This window comes from Pseudarthrobacter sp. NIBRBAC000502770, assembly GCF_006517815.1.
GTDB lineage: Bacteria > Actinomycetota > Actinomycetes > Actinomycetales > Micrococcaceae > Arthrobacter > Arthrobacter niigatensis.
This window is the reverse complement of record NZ_CP041198.1, coordinates 1,673,265-1,688,809: the sequence shown is the minus strand read 5'-3', so window position 1 is coordinate 1,688,809 and position 15,545 is coordinate 1,673,265. Positions and strand designations below refer to the sequence as shown.

Genomic DNA, 15,545 nt, shown 5'->3' with positions numbered 1-15,545 from the left:
TTGACCAGACTGGACCACTAAAATGGACCGGATTTCGTTTTTAGAGGAAGGTTCACCACGTGGGTCGAGGCCGCGACAATCGCGACAACGGGGCTGACCTGTCAGCCGGACCGGGACCGGTATCCCGTCACGCGGACAGCCATACCGTGGGTGCCGCACGGCACCTCGGGCCCCTGCGGAGCATGCCCTTGTGGTTGAAGGCCGTCACCGGGGTGGTGGCGCTGGTCCTCGTCGCGGCTGCTGCGTTCGCCGGATTTTGGTTCTTCCGGCTCCAGAACAACATCTCCAAGGCGCCGTTGAACGCGGGCGGGGAGAGCACCGAGTCGCCGGGGAACGATGCCACGGGCCGGCTGCAGATCCTGATCCTCGGCTCGGACACGCGCGACGGGAAGAACTCGGAGTATGGGACTGCCGATGATTCCACCGGGTACGGCAAGTCCGATGTGATGATGCTGATGGACATCTCCGAGGACAACAAGCGCGTCAACGTCATCAGCTTTCCCCGCGACCTGCTGGTGGACATCCCCGACTGCAAGGACACCAAGACCAAAAAGGATTACCCGGCACGCACCGGAGTCATGATCAATGAGGCCATGAGCGAGGCCGGCATCGGCTGCGCCGTGGACACGGTCAACAAACTCACTGGCATGCAGGTGGACCACTTCATGATGGCGGACTTCAATGCCGTGAAGGAACTTTCCAACGCCGTCGGCGGCGTGGACGTCTGCATCAGCGACGCAGTCTACGACCCTGATTCAAGGCTGCGGCTTCCGGCCGGCACGTCGTCCGTACAGGGCGAGATGGCGCTTTCCTTCCTCCGCACCCGCCACGCCTTCGCCGACGGCAGCGACCTGGGCCGCATCAAGGCCCAGCAGGGCTTCCTCTCGTCGCTGACGCGGAAGATCAAGGACGAAGGCACCCTGTCGGACCCCGCGAAAATGCTGAAGATCGCCGACGTCGTAACCCAGAACCTGACGGTGGATGACGGCCTCGCTTCCGTTCCCACGCTGCTGACCATCGGCAACCGGCTCAAGAACATCGACATCAGCAAGGTGGCGTTCGTTGCGGTGCCCACGACGCCCGCACCCGTCGACCCCAACAGGCTCGTCATCGCAGAACCCGCAGGGGCCCAGCTGTTTTCGGCGCTGCGGAAGAACGTGGACCTGACCGATCCCACTGCGCCCACCACGCCGTCGCCCACGGAGTCGGCACCGCCTTCGGCGGCCCCCACGGAGACCGCTCCGCCGGTTCCGCCGTACAACAAGGCCATCCAGCCGGTCACGGTCGCTAACGGAAGCGGCGTCAACGGCCGTGCCCAGGAGCTGGTCCAGGCGCTGGTAGCCGGCGGCTTCACCCAGACCGGGCAATTCCTCGCCCAGCCGGTCGCCAAGTCAGCGGTCTACTACGGGAATGGCTTCGCGGATGTGGCTGCCGATGTGGCCGCGCTGCTGGGAATCCCTGCCACGCTCATGATTCCCGCCCCGGGCGTGTCCGGCGTTCAGGTGTATGTCGGCAGCGACTTCACCACCGGCACGGCCTACGGAGCGGCAGGTGGCGGAACTGCCGCTGCCTTGCCCCAGGACATTGTCAACCAGACCGCAGGTGACAAGGTCTGCCAGCAGGCCAATCCCGAGCTGATCGTCCGGTAGCAGCAGCGGTTCCTGCGGCGCTCAAGTGCCACCAGCAAGAACATGGGCCCCGCCGAAAACGGCGGGGCCCATGTTGGTGCGCTCCGGTTACCAGATGCTGACCCGCTCGGCGGCCGGCATCCACATTCCATCGTCCTCGGTGACATCGAAGGCCTCATGGAACGGATCGAGGTTCTTCGCTATGGCGTTGGTCCGGAACTCGTTCGGTGAGTGGGGATCGGTCGCAAGCCGGCGGATGGCCTCCTCCTGCCGGATGACCTGGCGCCAGCCCGCGGCCCAGGAAGCGAAGAACCGCTGCTGGCCGGTCAGGCCGTCAAGGACCTCCGGTTCCCTGCCGTCGAGGCTGATCAGGTACGCCTTGTAAGCGATGGTGAGCCCTGCCAGGTCGCCGATGTTCTCGCCCAGCGTAAGCCGGCCGTTGACGTGGTGCCCGGGCGCGGCGGTGGGGGAGAGCGCGTCGTACTGCGCCACGAGCCGGGCCGTCAGCGCCTCGAAAGCCTGCCGGTCCTGGTCGGTCCACCAGTTCCGAAGGGCCCCGCCGCCGTCGAACTGTGAGCCCTGGTCATCAAAGCCGTGGCCTATCTCATGGCCGATCACAGCGCCGATGCCGCCGTAGTTGACGGCGTCGTCGGCATCGGCGGTGAAGAACGGCGGCTGCAGGATAGCCGCGGGGAAGACGATCTCGTTCATCATCGGGTGGTAGTACGCATTGACCGTTTGTGGCGTCATCAGCCACTTGTTCCGGTCCACGGGCTTGCCCACCTCATCGAGGTGCCTGTCGACATCGGCGTTGTGGGCGCGTTCCACGTTGCCCAGCAGGTCCTCGGGGTCGATCTCCACGGCCGAATAGTCGATCCACTCGTCCGGGTAGCCAATCTTCGCCCGGAACGCCTCCAGCTTGCGCAGGGCTTCGGCTTTAGTGTCCTCGCCCATCCAGCCGACGTCATTGATGCTGCGGCGGTAGGCCTCGATCAGGTTCGCCACCAAAGTCTGCATCCGCGCCTTGTGGGACTCGGGGAAATGGCGTGCCACGTAGATCTGGCCGACAGCTTCACCGAGGCCTGCTTCGACGACCGCGACGCCGCGCTTCCACCGGTCCTTATTTCTGGGCGTGCCGCTGATGGTGGTGCCGTAGAAGGCAAAGTTGGCGTCCACGAACTCGGAGGACAGATAGGGTGCGGCCGCACTGACGACGCGCATGGCCAGCCACTCCTGCCACGTGCTGACCGGGACTTCGTCCAGGAGCCCGGCAGCGCCGGTGAAGAAGTCAGGAGTGCTGACCACGATTTCAGTGCGCTTGTCCGCATCGATTCCGGCGGCGTCAAACCAGGTGGCAAGCAGGGGGAAGAGCCCGGCGGCCTCCTCCGCCGTCTTGAGGTTGTAGGTCTTCTGCGGGTCCCGGAGGGTGACGTTGTCCCAATGGTGGGACGCGAGCTTTGTCTCCAGCCCGACCACGCGCGCTGCTGCACCCTTCGGATCCGCAACACCGGCCAGTTCGAACATCTTCTCCACGTGTGCCGTGTACGCGGCAACGATCGGGGCGAACTTCCCGTCACGGTAGTAGGACTCATCGGGAAGGCCCAGGCCGCCCTGGCCGGTGTAGAGAAGGACCCGGTCGGGGTTGCCCGCATCCGGCGCGGGGTAGATGTAAAATAAGCCGCCCACGTCCTTGCGGAACAGCCGTCCCGCCAGGGCAATGAGGTCCCGCGCCGAGGCGGTGGCGAAAACTTCCGCGAGTCGCCCGCGGATGGGCTCCATGCCCTTGCCCTCGACGGTGGCTTCGTCCATGAAGCTGCTGTAAAGCCCGCCGATCTTCCGCTCGATCCCGGTGGCGTCGCCGCCCTTGGCCGCGGCCTCCTCGATGATGTCCCGGACGGCAATTTCGGACCCGTCCCGCAGGGCGGTGAAGGTCCCCTCCAGGGGACGGTCATCCGGAATTTCGGTGGCCTTCAGCCAGGCGCCGTTGATGTGCTGGTAGAGGTCGTCCTGCGGCCGGACTGTGTGATCAATGGTGGACAGATCGATCCCCGAAATGGGCACTGCAACTCCTTTGCTGGGACGCCGCTGCCGGGCGGAACACCGCAGAGCGTCTGCATGCTGGACTTTACGGACGGTAGTGCCCTTTCATCTTACGCACCCGTGTTACCCTCAAAGTGTGCGTGCAGAGCTCCTTCTCCTTAGCTGCCGCGGCGAGGCCACAGACGCTATCTAGCGCACGGCCCACCCTCGCTGCGGAGTTTGTGTTGCCCGGCCACCCTTTCACTGAAGATCGATAGAAAAGGCCACGAACATCATGCGTAACGCACAAAAGCCCTCCGGAATGCCCGCCCACCGGTACACGCCGTTCCAGGACCAGATCAAAGTTGAACTGCCGGACCGCACCTGGCCGGACAAGGTCATCACCAAGGCCCCGCGCTGGTGCGCAGTTGACCTGCGCGACGGCAACCAGGCGCTGATCGATCCCATGAGCCCCGCCCGCAAGATGAAGATGTTCGACCTGCTGGTGCGCATGGGCTACAAGGAAATCGAGGTTGGTTTCCCGTCCGCGTCCCAGACGGACTTCGACTTTGTCCGCCAGCTCATCGAAGGTAACCACATCCCGGATGACGTCACCATCCAGGTCCTGACGCAGGCCCGGGAACACCTGATCGAACGGACCTACGAGTCCCTGGTGGGGGCGAAGCAGGCCATCGTCCACCTCTACAACTCCACGTCCGTGCTGCAGCGGCGCGTGGTCTTCAACCAGGACGAGGACGGCATCCTGGACATAGCGCTGCAGGGGGCCCGCCTGTGCAGGAAGTACGAGGAAACCCTCGCTGACACGCACGTGACGTACGAGTACTCACCGGAGTCCTTCACCGGCACGGAACTCGAGTACGCCGTGCGGGTGTGCAACGCCGTCGCCGATGTTTTCGAAGCCTCCGCCGACCGCCAGGTGATCATCAACCTGCCCGCCACTGTGGAAATGGCCACCCCCAACATCTATGCCGATTCCATCGAGTGGATGAGCCGCCACCTGCACCCCCGCGAAGGCATCATCCTCTCGTTGCACCCGCACAACGACCGCGGAACCGGGGTGGCTGCCGCCGAACTGGGCTACATGGCCGGCGCCGACCGCATCGAAGGCTGCCTGTTCGGAAACGGTGAACGGACCGGCAACGTGGACCTGGTGACCCTGGGCCTGAACATGTTCGTCCAGGGCATCGACCCCATGATCGACTTCTCCAACATCGACGACGTCCGCCGGACCGTGGAGTACTGCAACCAGCTGCCGGTTCCCGAGCGTTCGCCGTACGGTGGCGACCTGGTGTTCACCGCTTTCTCCGGATCCCACCAGGACGCGATCAAGAAGGGCTTTGAAGCACTGGAGCGCGACGCCGCAGCGGCCGGCAAGGCCGTGGATGACTTCACCTGGCAGGTTCCTTACCTGCCGGTGGACCCCAAGGACCTGGGCCGCAGCTACGAAGCCGTCATCCGCGTGAACTCCCAGTCCGGCAAGGGCGGCGTGGCCTACCTGCTGAAGAATGAGCACAGCCTGGACCTGCCGCGCCGCGCGCAAATTGAGTTCTCCGGCGTCATCCAGCGCCGCACTGACACGGTGGGCGGCGAGGTCAGCGGAGCACAGCTGTGGCAGATCTTCCAGGACGAGTACCTGCCGTCCGGCAACGCCGAGGGGCAGTGGGGCCGCTACTCCCTGGGCGGGGTCAAGACGGAAACGGATGCCGACGGCGGCATGACGCTTCACGCCTCGCTCACCATCGATGGTGCCCAGGTCAGCCGCACCGGGACGGGAAACGGCCCTATCGCAGCCCTGCTGAACATCCTCCACGAGGACGGCGTGGACGTCCGGGTGCTGGACTACAGCGAGCACGCCCTGTCCGAGGGCGGCAACGCCGCCGCGGCCGCGTATGTCGAATGCGCCGTGGGGGAGCGGGTCCTGTGGGGTGTCGGCATCGATGCGAACACCAGCATGTCCTCCCTCAAGGCCGTCATTTCGGCGGTCAACCGGGCCATCCGGGACGCCCGGGCCTGACACCTGGCGGTGGTGCCGCCGGTTCCAACCGGCCGCACCACCGTGGCCTGTCGGCAGGCTGCCGGGCAGGATGGGAAGATAGAGCGTGGTTCAACAGTCTTTTGCCTCCCGGGCGTACCGGGACGACGCCGTGGTACTCCGTACCCACAAGCTGGGTGAGGCGGACCGCATCATCACGCTCCTGACCAAGCACCATGGCCAGGTCCGCGCCGTCGCCAAAGGCGTGCGCCGCACCAGCAGCCGGTTCGGTGCCCGGCTTGAACCCTTCATGGTGGCAGACCTGCAACTGGTGTCCGGCCGCACGCTGGACATCGTCACGCAGGCAGTTGCCAAAGGTGCATACGGCGGCAGTATTGCCGCGGATTACGGCAGGTACACGGTTGCCGCCGCCATGACGGAGACCGCGGAGAAACTGACCGATGTGGACGGTGAAGCCGGAACCGCCCAATACAACCTGTTGGTGGGCGCCCTCGCCGCACTGAGCCGCGACGACCACGCCGCAGGCCTCATCCTGGACTCCTACCTTCTTCGTGCCCTGGCCACCGGCGGTTGGGCCCCCAGCTTTACCGATTGCTCGCGCTGCGGAATGCCCGGCCCGCATACAGCGTTTTCCGCACCCCTTGGCGGCATGGTCTGCGCACAGTGCAGGCCGCCCGGGTCACCTGCACCCGCTTCCGAAACCGTTGTCCTGCTGGCAGCCCTGCTGACCGGTGACTGGGCCACTGCGGATGCGTCGTTGCCGCAGCACCGCAAGGAGGCCGCCGGCCTGGTGGCGGCATACCTGCAATGGCATCTTGAACGAGTACTGAAATCCCTCAAACATGTGGAGCGCAGCTGACAGTGGCCTTGGGAAAAAAGAACAATGCACCCCGGAAGCGCACCCATCCCGTGGTGGCCCCGTACCCGCACCCTTCGGGCGCGGTGGCACCCTTCATCCCCGCTGAATTCATTCCCCGGCACGTGGCCATCGTCATGGACGGCAACGGCCGGTGGGCCAACCAGCGCGGCCTGCCCCGGATCGAGGGCCACAAGGCGGGGGAGCCGGCCCTGCTTGATGTGATGGCCGGTGCCATCGAGCTCGGGATTGAGTATGTCAGCGTCTACGCGTTTTCCACCGAGAATTGGCGCCGTTCGCCGGAGGAAGTCCGCTTCCTGATGGGATTTAACAAGGACGTGCTTCGAAGGCAACGGAACCAGTTGGACGACTGGGGGGTGCGCGTGCGCTGGGCAGGCCGCCGGCCGCGCCTTTGGGGTTCCGTGATTCGGGAACTGGAGGAGGCTGAGGAGTTCACCGCCGCCAACACCACCTGCAATTTGACCATGTGTGTTAATTACGGCGGCCGGGCCGAGATAACCGACGCCGTCTCCGCGATCGCTGCGGACGTCGCAGCTGGCAGGCTCAAGCCGGGCGCCATCACCGAGCGGACCATCCAGAAGTACCTGGATGAGCCCGACCTCCCCGACGTGGACCTCTTCCTGCGCAGCTCGGGGGAGCAGCGGCTCTCCAACTTCCTGCTCTGGCAGTCCGCGTATGCGGAGTTCGTCTTCATGGACACGCTGTGGCCCGATGTCGACAGGCGGACCCTTTGGACCGCCGTCGAGGAATATGCCAGGCGGGACCGCCGCTACGGCGGTGCCATAGATGCTGCCGCTGCACCGGCGGATCCCCAGGCGGACTAGCGTTCGCCGTACGCCCGCAGCCAGCGGGCCAGCCGGAAATAGGCGTCGGACCGGACCGGCCCGGGGGAGAGGAAGACGTCATGCAGCGCACCGTCAATCCGCTCGATGGTCACGGTACGGCCCAGGGCAAGTGCCCGGGTGCTGATGATGTTCACATCCAGGACAGCGTCTGTGCGCCGCATTTCTTCGGACCAGAGCAGGCCGTTGGCACTTCCTTTGGACAGCAAGACCAGGATCGGCGCCTCGATGTCCAGGCCGCGCGCCACGCGGGCATGCCCCGCGAGGACTGCCCGCAGCCACCCTGCCCGAACGGGAAAAGCCAGGCGGGGGCGGTAGCGCTCATCAACCGGCCATTCGCCGTCGGCGGCGTCGCTGATGGTACGCCAGTAGTGCCCACGCTCCGGAAGGCGGAGGACCGCCTGCGGGCGCAAGCGGGCCACCGGACGCACCATGCTGGAGGCTGCCCGCCGGACCAGCGAACTTCCGTGCATCTCCAGCCAAGGACTGTTCAGGATCAGCAGGGAGACGGCCTCCGGATGCTGGCTGGTCCACAGGGCCGCCACCAACCCGCCGGTCGAATGTCCCATCAAAACCAGCGGCCCGGGGATTCCCTCCTGGCGGATCAAGCGGGCGGCTTCTTCGATCTCGGCGTCGTAAGCGGCCAGGTCCGCCACGTACCCCCCTGGTGACTCCGGGCGCAGGCTCCGTCCGTGATTATGCATGTCCAGGGCGTAGAAGTCATAGCCGGCGGCAGCCCAGAACCGGGCCAGGTCAACATTGAAGAAATAGTCGCTCCAGCCGTGCAGGAAGAGCACAGCCCGGCGCGGGCCGCTGTCGGACGCGTTGCCCTGGCCTGGCCTGAGCCGCACCAGGGTTGCTGTCCGGCCCACCCCGTCAGGTCCGGCGGCCGTAAAGGTCAGGGACTCGAAATCCTCCCCCAGGATGTCCTGCTGCCACTGCATGTCCCTCATGCTAGACCGGGACGCCGCGCTGCGCCGGTCCGTTCGGCCGCGTCTCCGTTTTGGTGCGGGGCCCCGGAGACGCGAAACTAAAGGCATGCGCGTTTACCCCACTTTCTTCAGGCTGGCCTTTTCATGGATGGACGCCGAGCGCGCCCACAAGATCGGATTTAAGGGCATCCGGCTCGCGCATGCGTCGCGAGCCGGGAGGGTCCTGCAGAAGCTGACTGCTCCGGCGCCATCGCTGCAAACCACGGCCTTCGGCGTGACTTTTCCGTCGCCGTTCGGACTCGCCGCCGGTTTTGACAAGGAAGGCCACGGGATCGAGGCCCTGGCGGACCTTGGATTCGGGCACATCGAAGTAGGCACCATCACCGGACAGGCGCAACCCGGCAATGACAAGCCGAGGCTCTTCCGCCTGGTCCAGGACCGGGCCGTCATCAACCGGATGGGATTCAACAACGACGGCGCGTCTGCCGTTGCGCCCCGGCTGAAGGCAGCGCGTGCCGCACTCCAGCGCCGCTACCCGTCCGTGCGTCCGGTCATCGGGGTCAACATCGGCAAGACCAAAGTGGTGGAACTTGCCGACGCAGTTGATGACTACCTGGTCAGCGCACGCAGCCTGGCGCCGGCTGCCGACTACCTCGTGGTGAATGTCAGTTCCCCGAACACCCCCGGACTGCGGCTGCTCCAGGACGTGGAAACACTTCGTCCCCTGCTTACCGCCGTAGGACAGGAAGCCGATCGCGCCGCCGGACGGCACGTACCCCTGCTGGTGAAGATCGCACCGGACCTCAGCGACGAGGACATCGACGACGTTGCGCGCCTTGCCTTGGACCTGAAGCTGGACGGCATCATTTCCACCAACACCACCATCGCCCGCGAAGGGCTGGCATCGCCGGCGGAAACGGTGGAGAAATGCGGCGCCGGCGGATTGTCCGGAGCTCCCCTGAAGCAGCGTTCCCTTGAGGTGCTGAAACGGCTCAAGCACGCCACCGGCAACGCACTGAGCCTCGTCTCGGTAGGCGGCGTTGAGTCGGCGCAGGACGTCCAGGAGAGGCTCGACGCCGGCGCCACCCTGGTGCAGGGCTACACGGCTTTCCTCTACGAGGGACCGTTCTGGGCTGCCCGGATCAACAAGCAGCTGGCAAGGAACCGCCGCTCCTGACCCTCGAGCCCCCTGGCGCCCGCGACGGGCGCGGCCCATATCAAAAGCAGGCACCCCGGCGGATTTCCGCCGGGGTGCCTGTGGTTGAGAGGTTGATGGATGGTCAGGCGGGGTACTGGCCGCGCTGCACCTGGGGCTTGGGCAGCCGCAGTTTCCGGAACTGGAGGGACCGCATGGAGCCGTACCAGACCGTGCCGCGCTCCACCTCGCCGAACTTTTCCGCCAGGCGCTTGCGGAGCTTGCGGGACAGGATGAACACATCCACGAAAACCGCCAGGAACATCACCCAAAAAGCTCCCAGGACGTAGATCATCATGTCACTGGAGGCCGGAACCACCAACGACACCAGCACGAAAACCAGGGCACCAAACATCAGGTACTCGCCGAGGTTGAACCGGGCATCCACAAAGTCGCGGGCAAACCGTTTCTGCGGACCCTTGTCGCGAAGCGGCAGGAACTTCTCATCGCCCGTATCCAAGGCCCGGCGCATCTTGAGGCGCTGGTCCTGGACGGCCTGGCGTTCGGCGGCCTTGGATGCCTTGCGGTCCTCGGGTACCAGCGGCCGTTTGCGGGCGGCTTCCTGGGCCTTCCGCGTTGGGGTGGGTGCGCCCTTGCCCGCCACGCTTCCTTGCCGAGCCGCCGCCTCCGCTGCCTGCTGGTCTATGGTCTCCTGCGCCGAGGGCGCTTCTTTTCTACGTCCGAACACCTGACCAGAATACCTTGCAGCGGACCGCCTCCTGCCTGCGGTGGCAGGTCCGCTGGCCGGCGGCCAAAAGTGACGGGGGTAATGTTTTGGCCATGACTTCATCACCTGCGGCAACCCCGCGCAGCACGACCACTACGACAGGACCGGGCCGGGAGGCCAGCGGCGGGACGGAAGACCTTCGGTCCGCTGTAGACCGGTCCTTCGACCAGACCCTGGCACGGCTCAAGGAGTTGGTTGCCATCCCGGGGATTGCGTGGCCCAGCTTCGAGCGCGCCCCCCTGGAGCGAAGCGCCGACGCCGTCGCGGAGCTCCTCCGCGCCGCTGGGATCGACGACGTCCAGGTGCTTTCCGTCAATAAGGACGACGGCACGCCCGGCGGGCCGGCCGTCGTCGCCCGCCGCCCTGCTGCCGCTGGAAAGCCGACTGTCCTCCTCTATGCCCACCACGACGTCCAGCCCGTGGGCGATGAGTCGCTGTGGGAAACCCAGCCCTTTACCGCCGTCGAGAAGGACGGACGGCTGTACGGACGCGGCGCCGCCGACGATAAGGCCGGCATCATGGTGCACATTGCCGCTTATGCAGCTGCAGCCGAGGTCCTTGGCGGTTCCCTGGGCCTCGGCGTGACATTCTTCATCGAGGGCGAGGAAGAAGCGGGGTCGCCCACGTTCCGGACCTTCCTGGAAGCGAACCGGGAGCTGCTCCGGGCCGATGTCATTGTGGTTGCCGACTCGAGCAACTGGAAGGTCGGCACGCCTGCCCTCACCACCAGCCTCCGCGGCCTGGTCGACGGCACTGTCGAGGTGCAGGTACTCGACCACGCGGTGCACTCCGGCATGTTCGGTGGGCCGGTCCTGGACGCCCCCACCCTGCTGTCCCGGCTCATTGCCACGCTTCACGACGCCGACGGAAACGTCGCCATCGAAGGGCTGGTGGCCACCGATACGGCTGCCGTGGAGATGCCGGAGGCGGACTACCGCGCCGACGCGTCCGTGCTCGACGGCGTCCGCCTGGCCGGGACGGGAAGCATCGCCTCGAGGCTGTGGACCAAGCCGGCCCTGTCCATCATCGGTTTCGACGCTCCCGCCGTCGAGGTGGCGTCCAACACGCTGCTTCCGCGGGCCAGGGCAAAATTCAGCCTGCGGCTGGCGCCCGGCCAGGTCCCGGCCGAGGCCATGGATGCAGTGCGCAGGCATGTGGAAGCCAACGCGCCCTTCGGGGCGAAGGTTGTCTTCACCCCGGGCGAGGCAGGCAACCCCTTCCAGACCGACACATCGTCCCCCGCCGCAACTGTGGCCATGTGGGCACTGGGGGAGGCCTGGGGCGTTCAGGCGGTCGAAACGGGCATCGGCGGGTCCATCCCCTTCATTGCCGACCTCACTGAGTTGTATCCCGAGTCCCAGATCCTGGTGACCGGGGTGGAAGACCCCGATTCGCGTGCGCACAGTGCCAACGAGTCACTGCACATCGGCGACTTCCGCAATGCCATCCTGGCTGAAGCCCTCATGCTCAGCCGGTTGAACAATGAAGGCCTCACCACAGGGAATTGATGGCCGTTCGGAACACCGGCACCTGCCCTGCTGCCAGGGAACAAGCTGGGTTCTTTGACGGTTACGCCAGGAGTTAGAGCTACAGGACTGCCGCGCGTAGCATGTAGCTATAGCCCATACCGTATTTGTAGGGGCAGGCGCCGTTACGGCGACGCCGCCAGACCGTCCTAAGAAGGTAGGCCAATGAGCACCTCAACCAACGAAAACAGCACCGCCACCACCGTGGCCAGCGACGAACTGCCCGTTCACGAGGTCAACCTGACCGATGTCGCCGCCGGCAAGGTGCGCAGCCTCCTCGAGCAGGAAGGCCGCACGGACCTGCGCCTGCGCGTTGCCGTGCAGCCCGGTGGCTGCTCAGGGTTGATTTACCAGCTCTACTTCGACGAACGGCTCCTCGATGGTGACGCTGTCCGCGACTACGACGGAGTGGAAGTCGTCGTGGACAAGATGAGCGTGCCGTACCTGAGCGGTGCAAGCATCGACTTCGAGGACACCATCTCGAAGCAGGGTTTCACCATCGACAATCCGAACGCCGGCGGCTCCTGCGCCTGCGGCGATTCATTCCACTAAGCCGGTTATTTCGCCTGATGTCGGCGCCGGGCTTCCAGCCGTTTAAAACGGCACGGGGGCTCGGCGCCGACATGTGGGCGAAACGCCCGGCGGAGCGGTAAGCTCTACATCGAGTAGTAAAACTTTTTTGTGCCCGGAGCGCCGATGGGCTGCCCGGACAACAGCAACAAGTAGGAAGGGCCGTCTGTGAGTTCGCAGAACCGAACCGGCAGCCGACGCAAAACGATCACCACGATCTCAAGCTTGGCTATAGCCGGCGCGTTGGTTTTGACCGGATGTTCGCCAGAGGTAGAGAAAGGCTGGATGCCCACTGAACGGGGCACAACCAGCAACACCGACCGCATCATGGACCTCTGGGTCAACTCATGGATTGCTGCGCTCGTGGTTGGCGCCATCACGTGGGGCCTGATCATTTGGTGTATTGTCGCCTACCGCCGCCGCAAGGGAACCGTCGGCTTCCCGCGGCAGACCAGCTTCAACCTTCCGCTGGAAGTCTTCTACCTCACCATCCCCATCTTCATGGTCCTGGTGTTCTTCTACTTCACGGACCGTGACCAGCAGGCGATCGATGACCGCTCACAGCCTGCCGACGTCGTTGTGGACGTCCGCGGCAAACAGTGGGCCTGGGACTTCAACTACAAGTCCGGCCAGGTAATCCAGGAAGACCTCCACGAGGCAGGCGTCCAGGCGCATCTCACTGGCAACACCATCGATATGGAACAGCTCCCCACCCTGTACCTGCCGGTCAACAAGTCCGTTGACCTCGAGCTCAATTCCCGCGATGTCATCCACTCCTTCTGGGTTCCCGCCTTCCTGCAGAAGCGCGACATGATTCCCGGCAAGACCAACTACATCCGGTTCACCCCCACTAAAGAGGGCACCTACGACGGTAAGTGTGCCGAACTCTGCGGCGAGTACCACTCCGAAATGCTGTTCCGCGTGAAGGTGGTGTCGGAATCCGAATTCCAGGCCCACATGGACCAGCTCAAGGCTGCAGGCAACACCGGCCTGCTCGGTGTTGAGTACGACCGCAACCCGAACCTGAACGAAACCAAGTAAGGGGAGCGACGTGGCTACGTACACCCAATCCGCACCCACGGGAGTCCTGTCTGCTCCCGTGGTACCCAAGTCCAAGGGGCGCATCGTCGTCAACTGGATCACCTCCACGGACCACAAGACCATCGGGTACATGTACCTGATCGCGTCCTTCGTGTTCTTCTGCGCAGGCGGGGTGATGGCGCTGCTGATCCGCGCCGAACTCTTCGAGCCCGGCATGCAGATCCTGCAGACCAAGGAACAGTACAACCAGCTGTTCACCATGCACGGCACCGTCATGCTGCTGATGTTCGCCACCCCGCTGTTCGCGGGGTTCGCGAACGTGATCATGCCGCTGCAGATCGGCGCCCCGGATGTGGCGTTCCCGCGCCTGAACGCGCTGGCCTTCTGGTTCTTCCTGTTCGGCTCCACCATCGCCGTGTCCGGCTTCATTACCCCGCAGGGCGCGGCATCCTTTGGCTGGTTCGCTTACGCGCCGCTGTCCAACACCACATTTACGCCGGGTATCGGTGGCGACCTGTGGGTCTTTGGCCTGGCGCTGTCCGGCTTCGGCACCATCCTCGGTGCCGTCAACTTCATCACCACCATCATCTGCATGCGCGCCCCGGGCATGACCATGTGGCGGATGCCGATCTTCACCTGGAACACCCTGATCACCGCCATCCTGGTGCTCATGGCGTTCCCGCCGCTGGCTGCGGCACTGTTCGCCCTCGGCGCGGACCGGAAGTTCGGTGCGCACATCTTCGATCCCGCCAACGGCGGCGCCGTCCTGTGGCAGCACCTGTTCTGGTTCTTCGGCCACCCGGAGGTGTACATCATCGCGCTGCCGTTCTTCGGCATCGTCTCGGAGATCTTCCCGGTGTTCAGCCGCAAGCCGATCTTCGGCTACAAGGGCCTGGTCTACGCCACCATTGCCATCGCAGCCCTGTCGGTCACCGTGTGGGCCCACCACATGTACGTCACCGGCGCGGTCCTGCTGCCGTTCTTCTCCTTCATGACCATGCTCATCGCGGTGCCCACCGGCGTGAAGTTCTTCAACTGGATCGGCACCATGTGGCGGGGGTCCCTGACCTTCGAAACCCCCATGCTGTGGAGCCTCGGCTTCCTCATCACCTTCCTGTTCGGCGGCCTTACCGGCATCATCCTGGCCTCCCCGCCGCTGGACTTCCATGTCTCCGACTCCTACTTCGTGGTGGCGCACTTCCACTACGTGGTCTTCGGCACGGTCGTGTTTGCGATGTTCGCAGGCTTCTACTTCTGGTGGCCGAAGTGGACCGGCAAGATGCTCAACGAACGGCTCGGCAAGATCCACTTCTGGCTGCTGTTCCTGGGCTTCCACGGCACCTTCCTGATCCAGCACTGGCTCGGCGTCATGGGCATGCCCCGCCGCTACGCGGACTACCTGCCGGAGGACAACTTCACCTGGATGAACCAGTTCTCCACCGTCGCTTCCTTCGTGCTCGGCGCGTCCCTGATCCCGTTCTTCTGGAACGTCTACATCACCTGGCGCAAGGCTGAGAAAGTCCAGGTTGACGATCCCTGGGGCTTCGGAGCTTCGCTGGAATGGGCCACCTCCTGCCCGCCGCCGCGGCACAACTTCACGTCCCTGCCCCGGATCCGTTCGGAGCGTCCCGCCCTGGACCTGCACCACCCGGAACTCCGCCAGGTCCACACCGCCGATTCGCCGGCTCCCGCGGCCGCAGTTCTCGGTAACGCCGACCAGAAGGACACTGCACAGTGAAAATCGAATCCTGGATCTTTGGCTCCGGAGTTTTCTTCTTCGTACCCGTCTCGCTGGTCTACGGCTTCCTGACCAACTGGAGTGAGTGGGTCGGTATCCTGGGCATCCTGCTGCTGGGCGGCCTGGCTGGCATGATCGGTGCCTACCTCGGCTTCACCGCCCGTCGCGTAGGGCTTCGTCCCGAGGACCGCAGCGATGCTGAGATCCACGAGGGCGCCGGCGAGCAGGGCCACTTCAGTCCCTGGAGCTGGTGGCCTCTGGTCCTCGGTATCGCCTGCGCTACCGGCTTCCTGGGCCTGGCCGTTGGTCCCTGGATCATCTTCATCGCCGGCGGCATCGCCGTCGTAGCCCTCGTGGGCTGGGTGTACGAGTACAGCCGCGGAGACCACGCACACTAAGCAACAAAGAGAATAACGACGTCGGGCCCCACCAGATT

13 protein-coding genes are annotated in these 15,545 nt (G+C 64.9%); 10 read left to right on the top strand and 3 right to left on the bottom strand.

Annotated elements, in window-relative coordinates:
• Positions 1-59: 59 nt before the first annotated feature.
• The gene (locus NIBR502770_RS08135; protein WP_141160389.1) at positions 60-1,649 is read left to right on the top strand and encodes an LCP family protein; all 1,590 of its coding nucleotides are present in this window, start codon (positions 60-62) and stop codon (positions 1,647-1,649) included.
• Between the two features lie 87 nt (positions 1,650-1,736).
• On the opposite strand, the gene NIBR502770_RS08130 is transcribed toward NIBR502770_RS08135, so the two are convergent.
• A complete protein-coding gene (locus tag NIBR502770_RS08130; protein ID WP_141160390.1) occupies positions 1,737-3,689 on the bottom strand; it encodes a M13 family metallopeptidase in 1,953 nt (650 codons plus the stop codon).
• A gap of 253 nt (positions 3,690-3,942) precedes the next feature.
• Between NIBR502770_RS08130 and leuA the strand changes: the two genes are divergently transcribed.
• The 3 genes from leuA (at position 3,943) to NIBR502770_RS08115 (ending at position 7,362) form a co-directional block, all read left to right on the top strand.
• Complete coding sequence (leuA, locus tag NIBR502770_RS08125; protein WP_141160391.1) at positions 3,943-5,682, top strand: 2-isopropylmalate synthase; 1,740 nt, start codon at positions 3,943-3,945, stop codon at positions 5,680-5,682.
• Positions 5,683-5,767: 85 nt separating this feature from the next.
• Positions 5,768-6,520, top strand: coding sequence for a DNA repair protein RecO (gene recO / locus NIBR502770_RS08120; protein ID WP_141160392.1), 753 nt, complete (start codon positions 5,768-5,770; stop codon positions 6,518-6,520).
• Between the two features lie 2 nt (positions 6,521-6,522).
• Complete coding sequence (locus NIBR502770_RS08115; RefSeq protein WP_141181621.1) at positions 6,523-7,362, top strand: isoprenyl transferase; 840 nt, start codon at positions 6,523-6,525, stop codon at positions 7,360-7,362.
• Here NIBR502770_RS08115 and NIBR502770_RS08110 read toward each other — a convergent pair.
• The gene (locus tag NIBR502770_RS08110) at positions 7,359-8,324 is read right to left on the bottom strand and encodes an alpha/beta hydrolase (RefSeq protein WP_141181620.1); all 966 of its coding nucleotides are present in this window, start codon (positions 8,322-8,324) and stop codon (positions 7,359-7,361) included. The genes NIBR502770_RS08115 and NIBR502770_RS08110 overlap by 4 nt on opposite strands.
• Positions 8,325-8,418: 94 nt before the next feature.
• On the opposite strand from NIBR502770_RS08110, the gene NIBR502770_RS08105 reads away from it, so the two are divergent.
• Complete coding sequence (locus tag NIBR502770_RS08105) at positions 8,419-9,489, top strand: quinone-dependent dihydroorotate dehydrogenase (RefSeq protein ID WP_141181619.1); 1,071 nt, start codon at positions 8,419-8,421, stop codon at positions 9,487-9,489.
• A gap of 103 nt (positions 9,490-9,592) precedes the next feature.
• Here the strand turns inward: NIBR502770_RS08105 and NIBR502770_RS08100 are convergent, their stop codons facing one another.
• Complete coding sequence (locus tag NIBR502770_RS08100) at positions 9,593-10,195, bottom strand: DUF3043 domain-containing protein (RefSeq protein WP_141181618.1); 603 nt, start codon at positions 10,193-10,195, stop codon at positions 9,593-9,595.
• Positions 10,196-10,287: 92 nt separating this feature from the next.
• On the opposite strand from NIBR502770_RS08100, the gene NIBR502770_RS08095 reads away from it, so the two are divergent.
• The 5 genes from NIBR502770_RS08095 (at position 10,288) to NIBR502770_RS08075 (ending at position 15,507) form a co-directional block, all read left to right on the top strand.
• Positions 10,288-11,742, top strand: a complete 1,455-nt coding sequence (locus NIBR502770_RS08095) for a dipeptidase (protein ID WP_141181617.1) — start codon at positions 10,288-10,290, stop codon at positions 11,740-11,742.
• A 183-nt stretch (positions 11,743-11,925) separates the two neighbouring features.
• The gene (locus NIBR502770_RS08090) at positions 11,926-12,312 is read left to right on the top strand and encodes an iron-sulfur cluster assembly accessory protein (protein ID WP_109044573.1); all 387 of its coding nucleotides are present in this window, start codon (positions 11,926-11,928) and stop codon (positions 12,310-12,312) included.
• Positions 12,313-12,498: 186 nt separating this feature from the next.
• Positions 12,499-13,371 (top strand): cytochrome c oxidase subunit II, encoded by an 873-nt coding sequence (gene coxB / locus NIBR502770_RS08085; RefSeq protein WP_141181616.1) that lies wholly within the window; start codon positions 12,499-12,501, stop codon positions 13,369-13,371.
• 10 nt (positions 13,372-13,381) lie between these two features.
• The gene (gene ctaD / locus NIBR502770_RS08080; RefSeq protein ID WP_141181615.1) at positions 13,382-15,109 is read left to right on the top strand and encodes a cytochrome c oxidase subunit I; all 1,728 of its coding nucleotides are present in this window, start codon (positions 13,382-13,384) and stop codon (positions 15,107-15,109) included.
• Positions 15,106-15,507 (top strand): cytochrome c oxidase subunit 4, encoded by a 402-nt coding sequence (locus NIBR502770_RS08075; RefSeq protein ID WP_141181614.1) that lies wholly within the window; start codon positions 15,106-15,108, stop codon positions 15,505-15,507. Before ctaD ends, NIBR502770_RS08075 begins: the two co-directional genes overlap by 4 nt.
• The last annotated feature ends 38 nt before the right edge of the window (positions 15,508-15,545 follow it).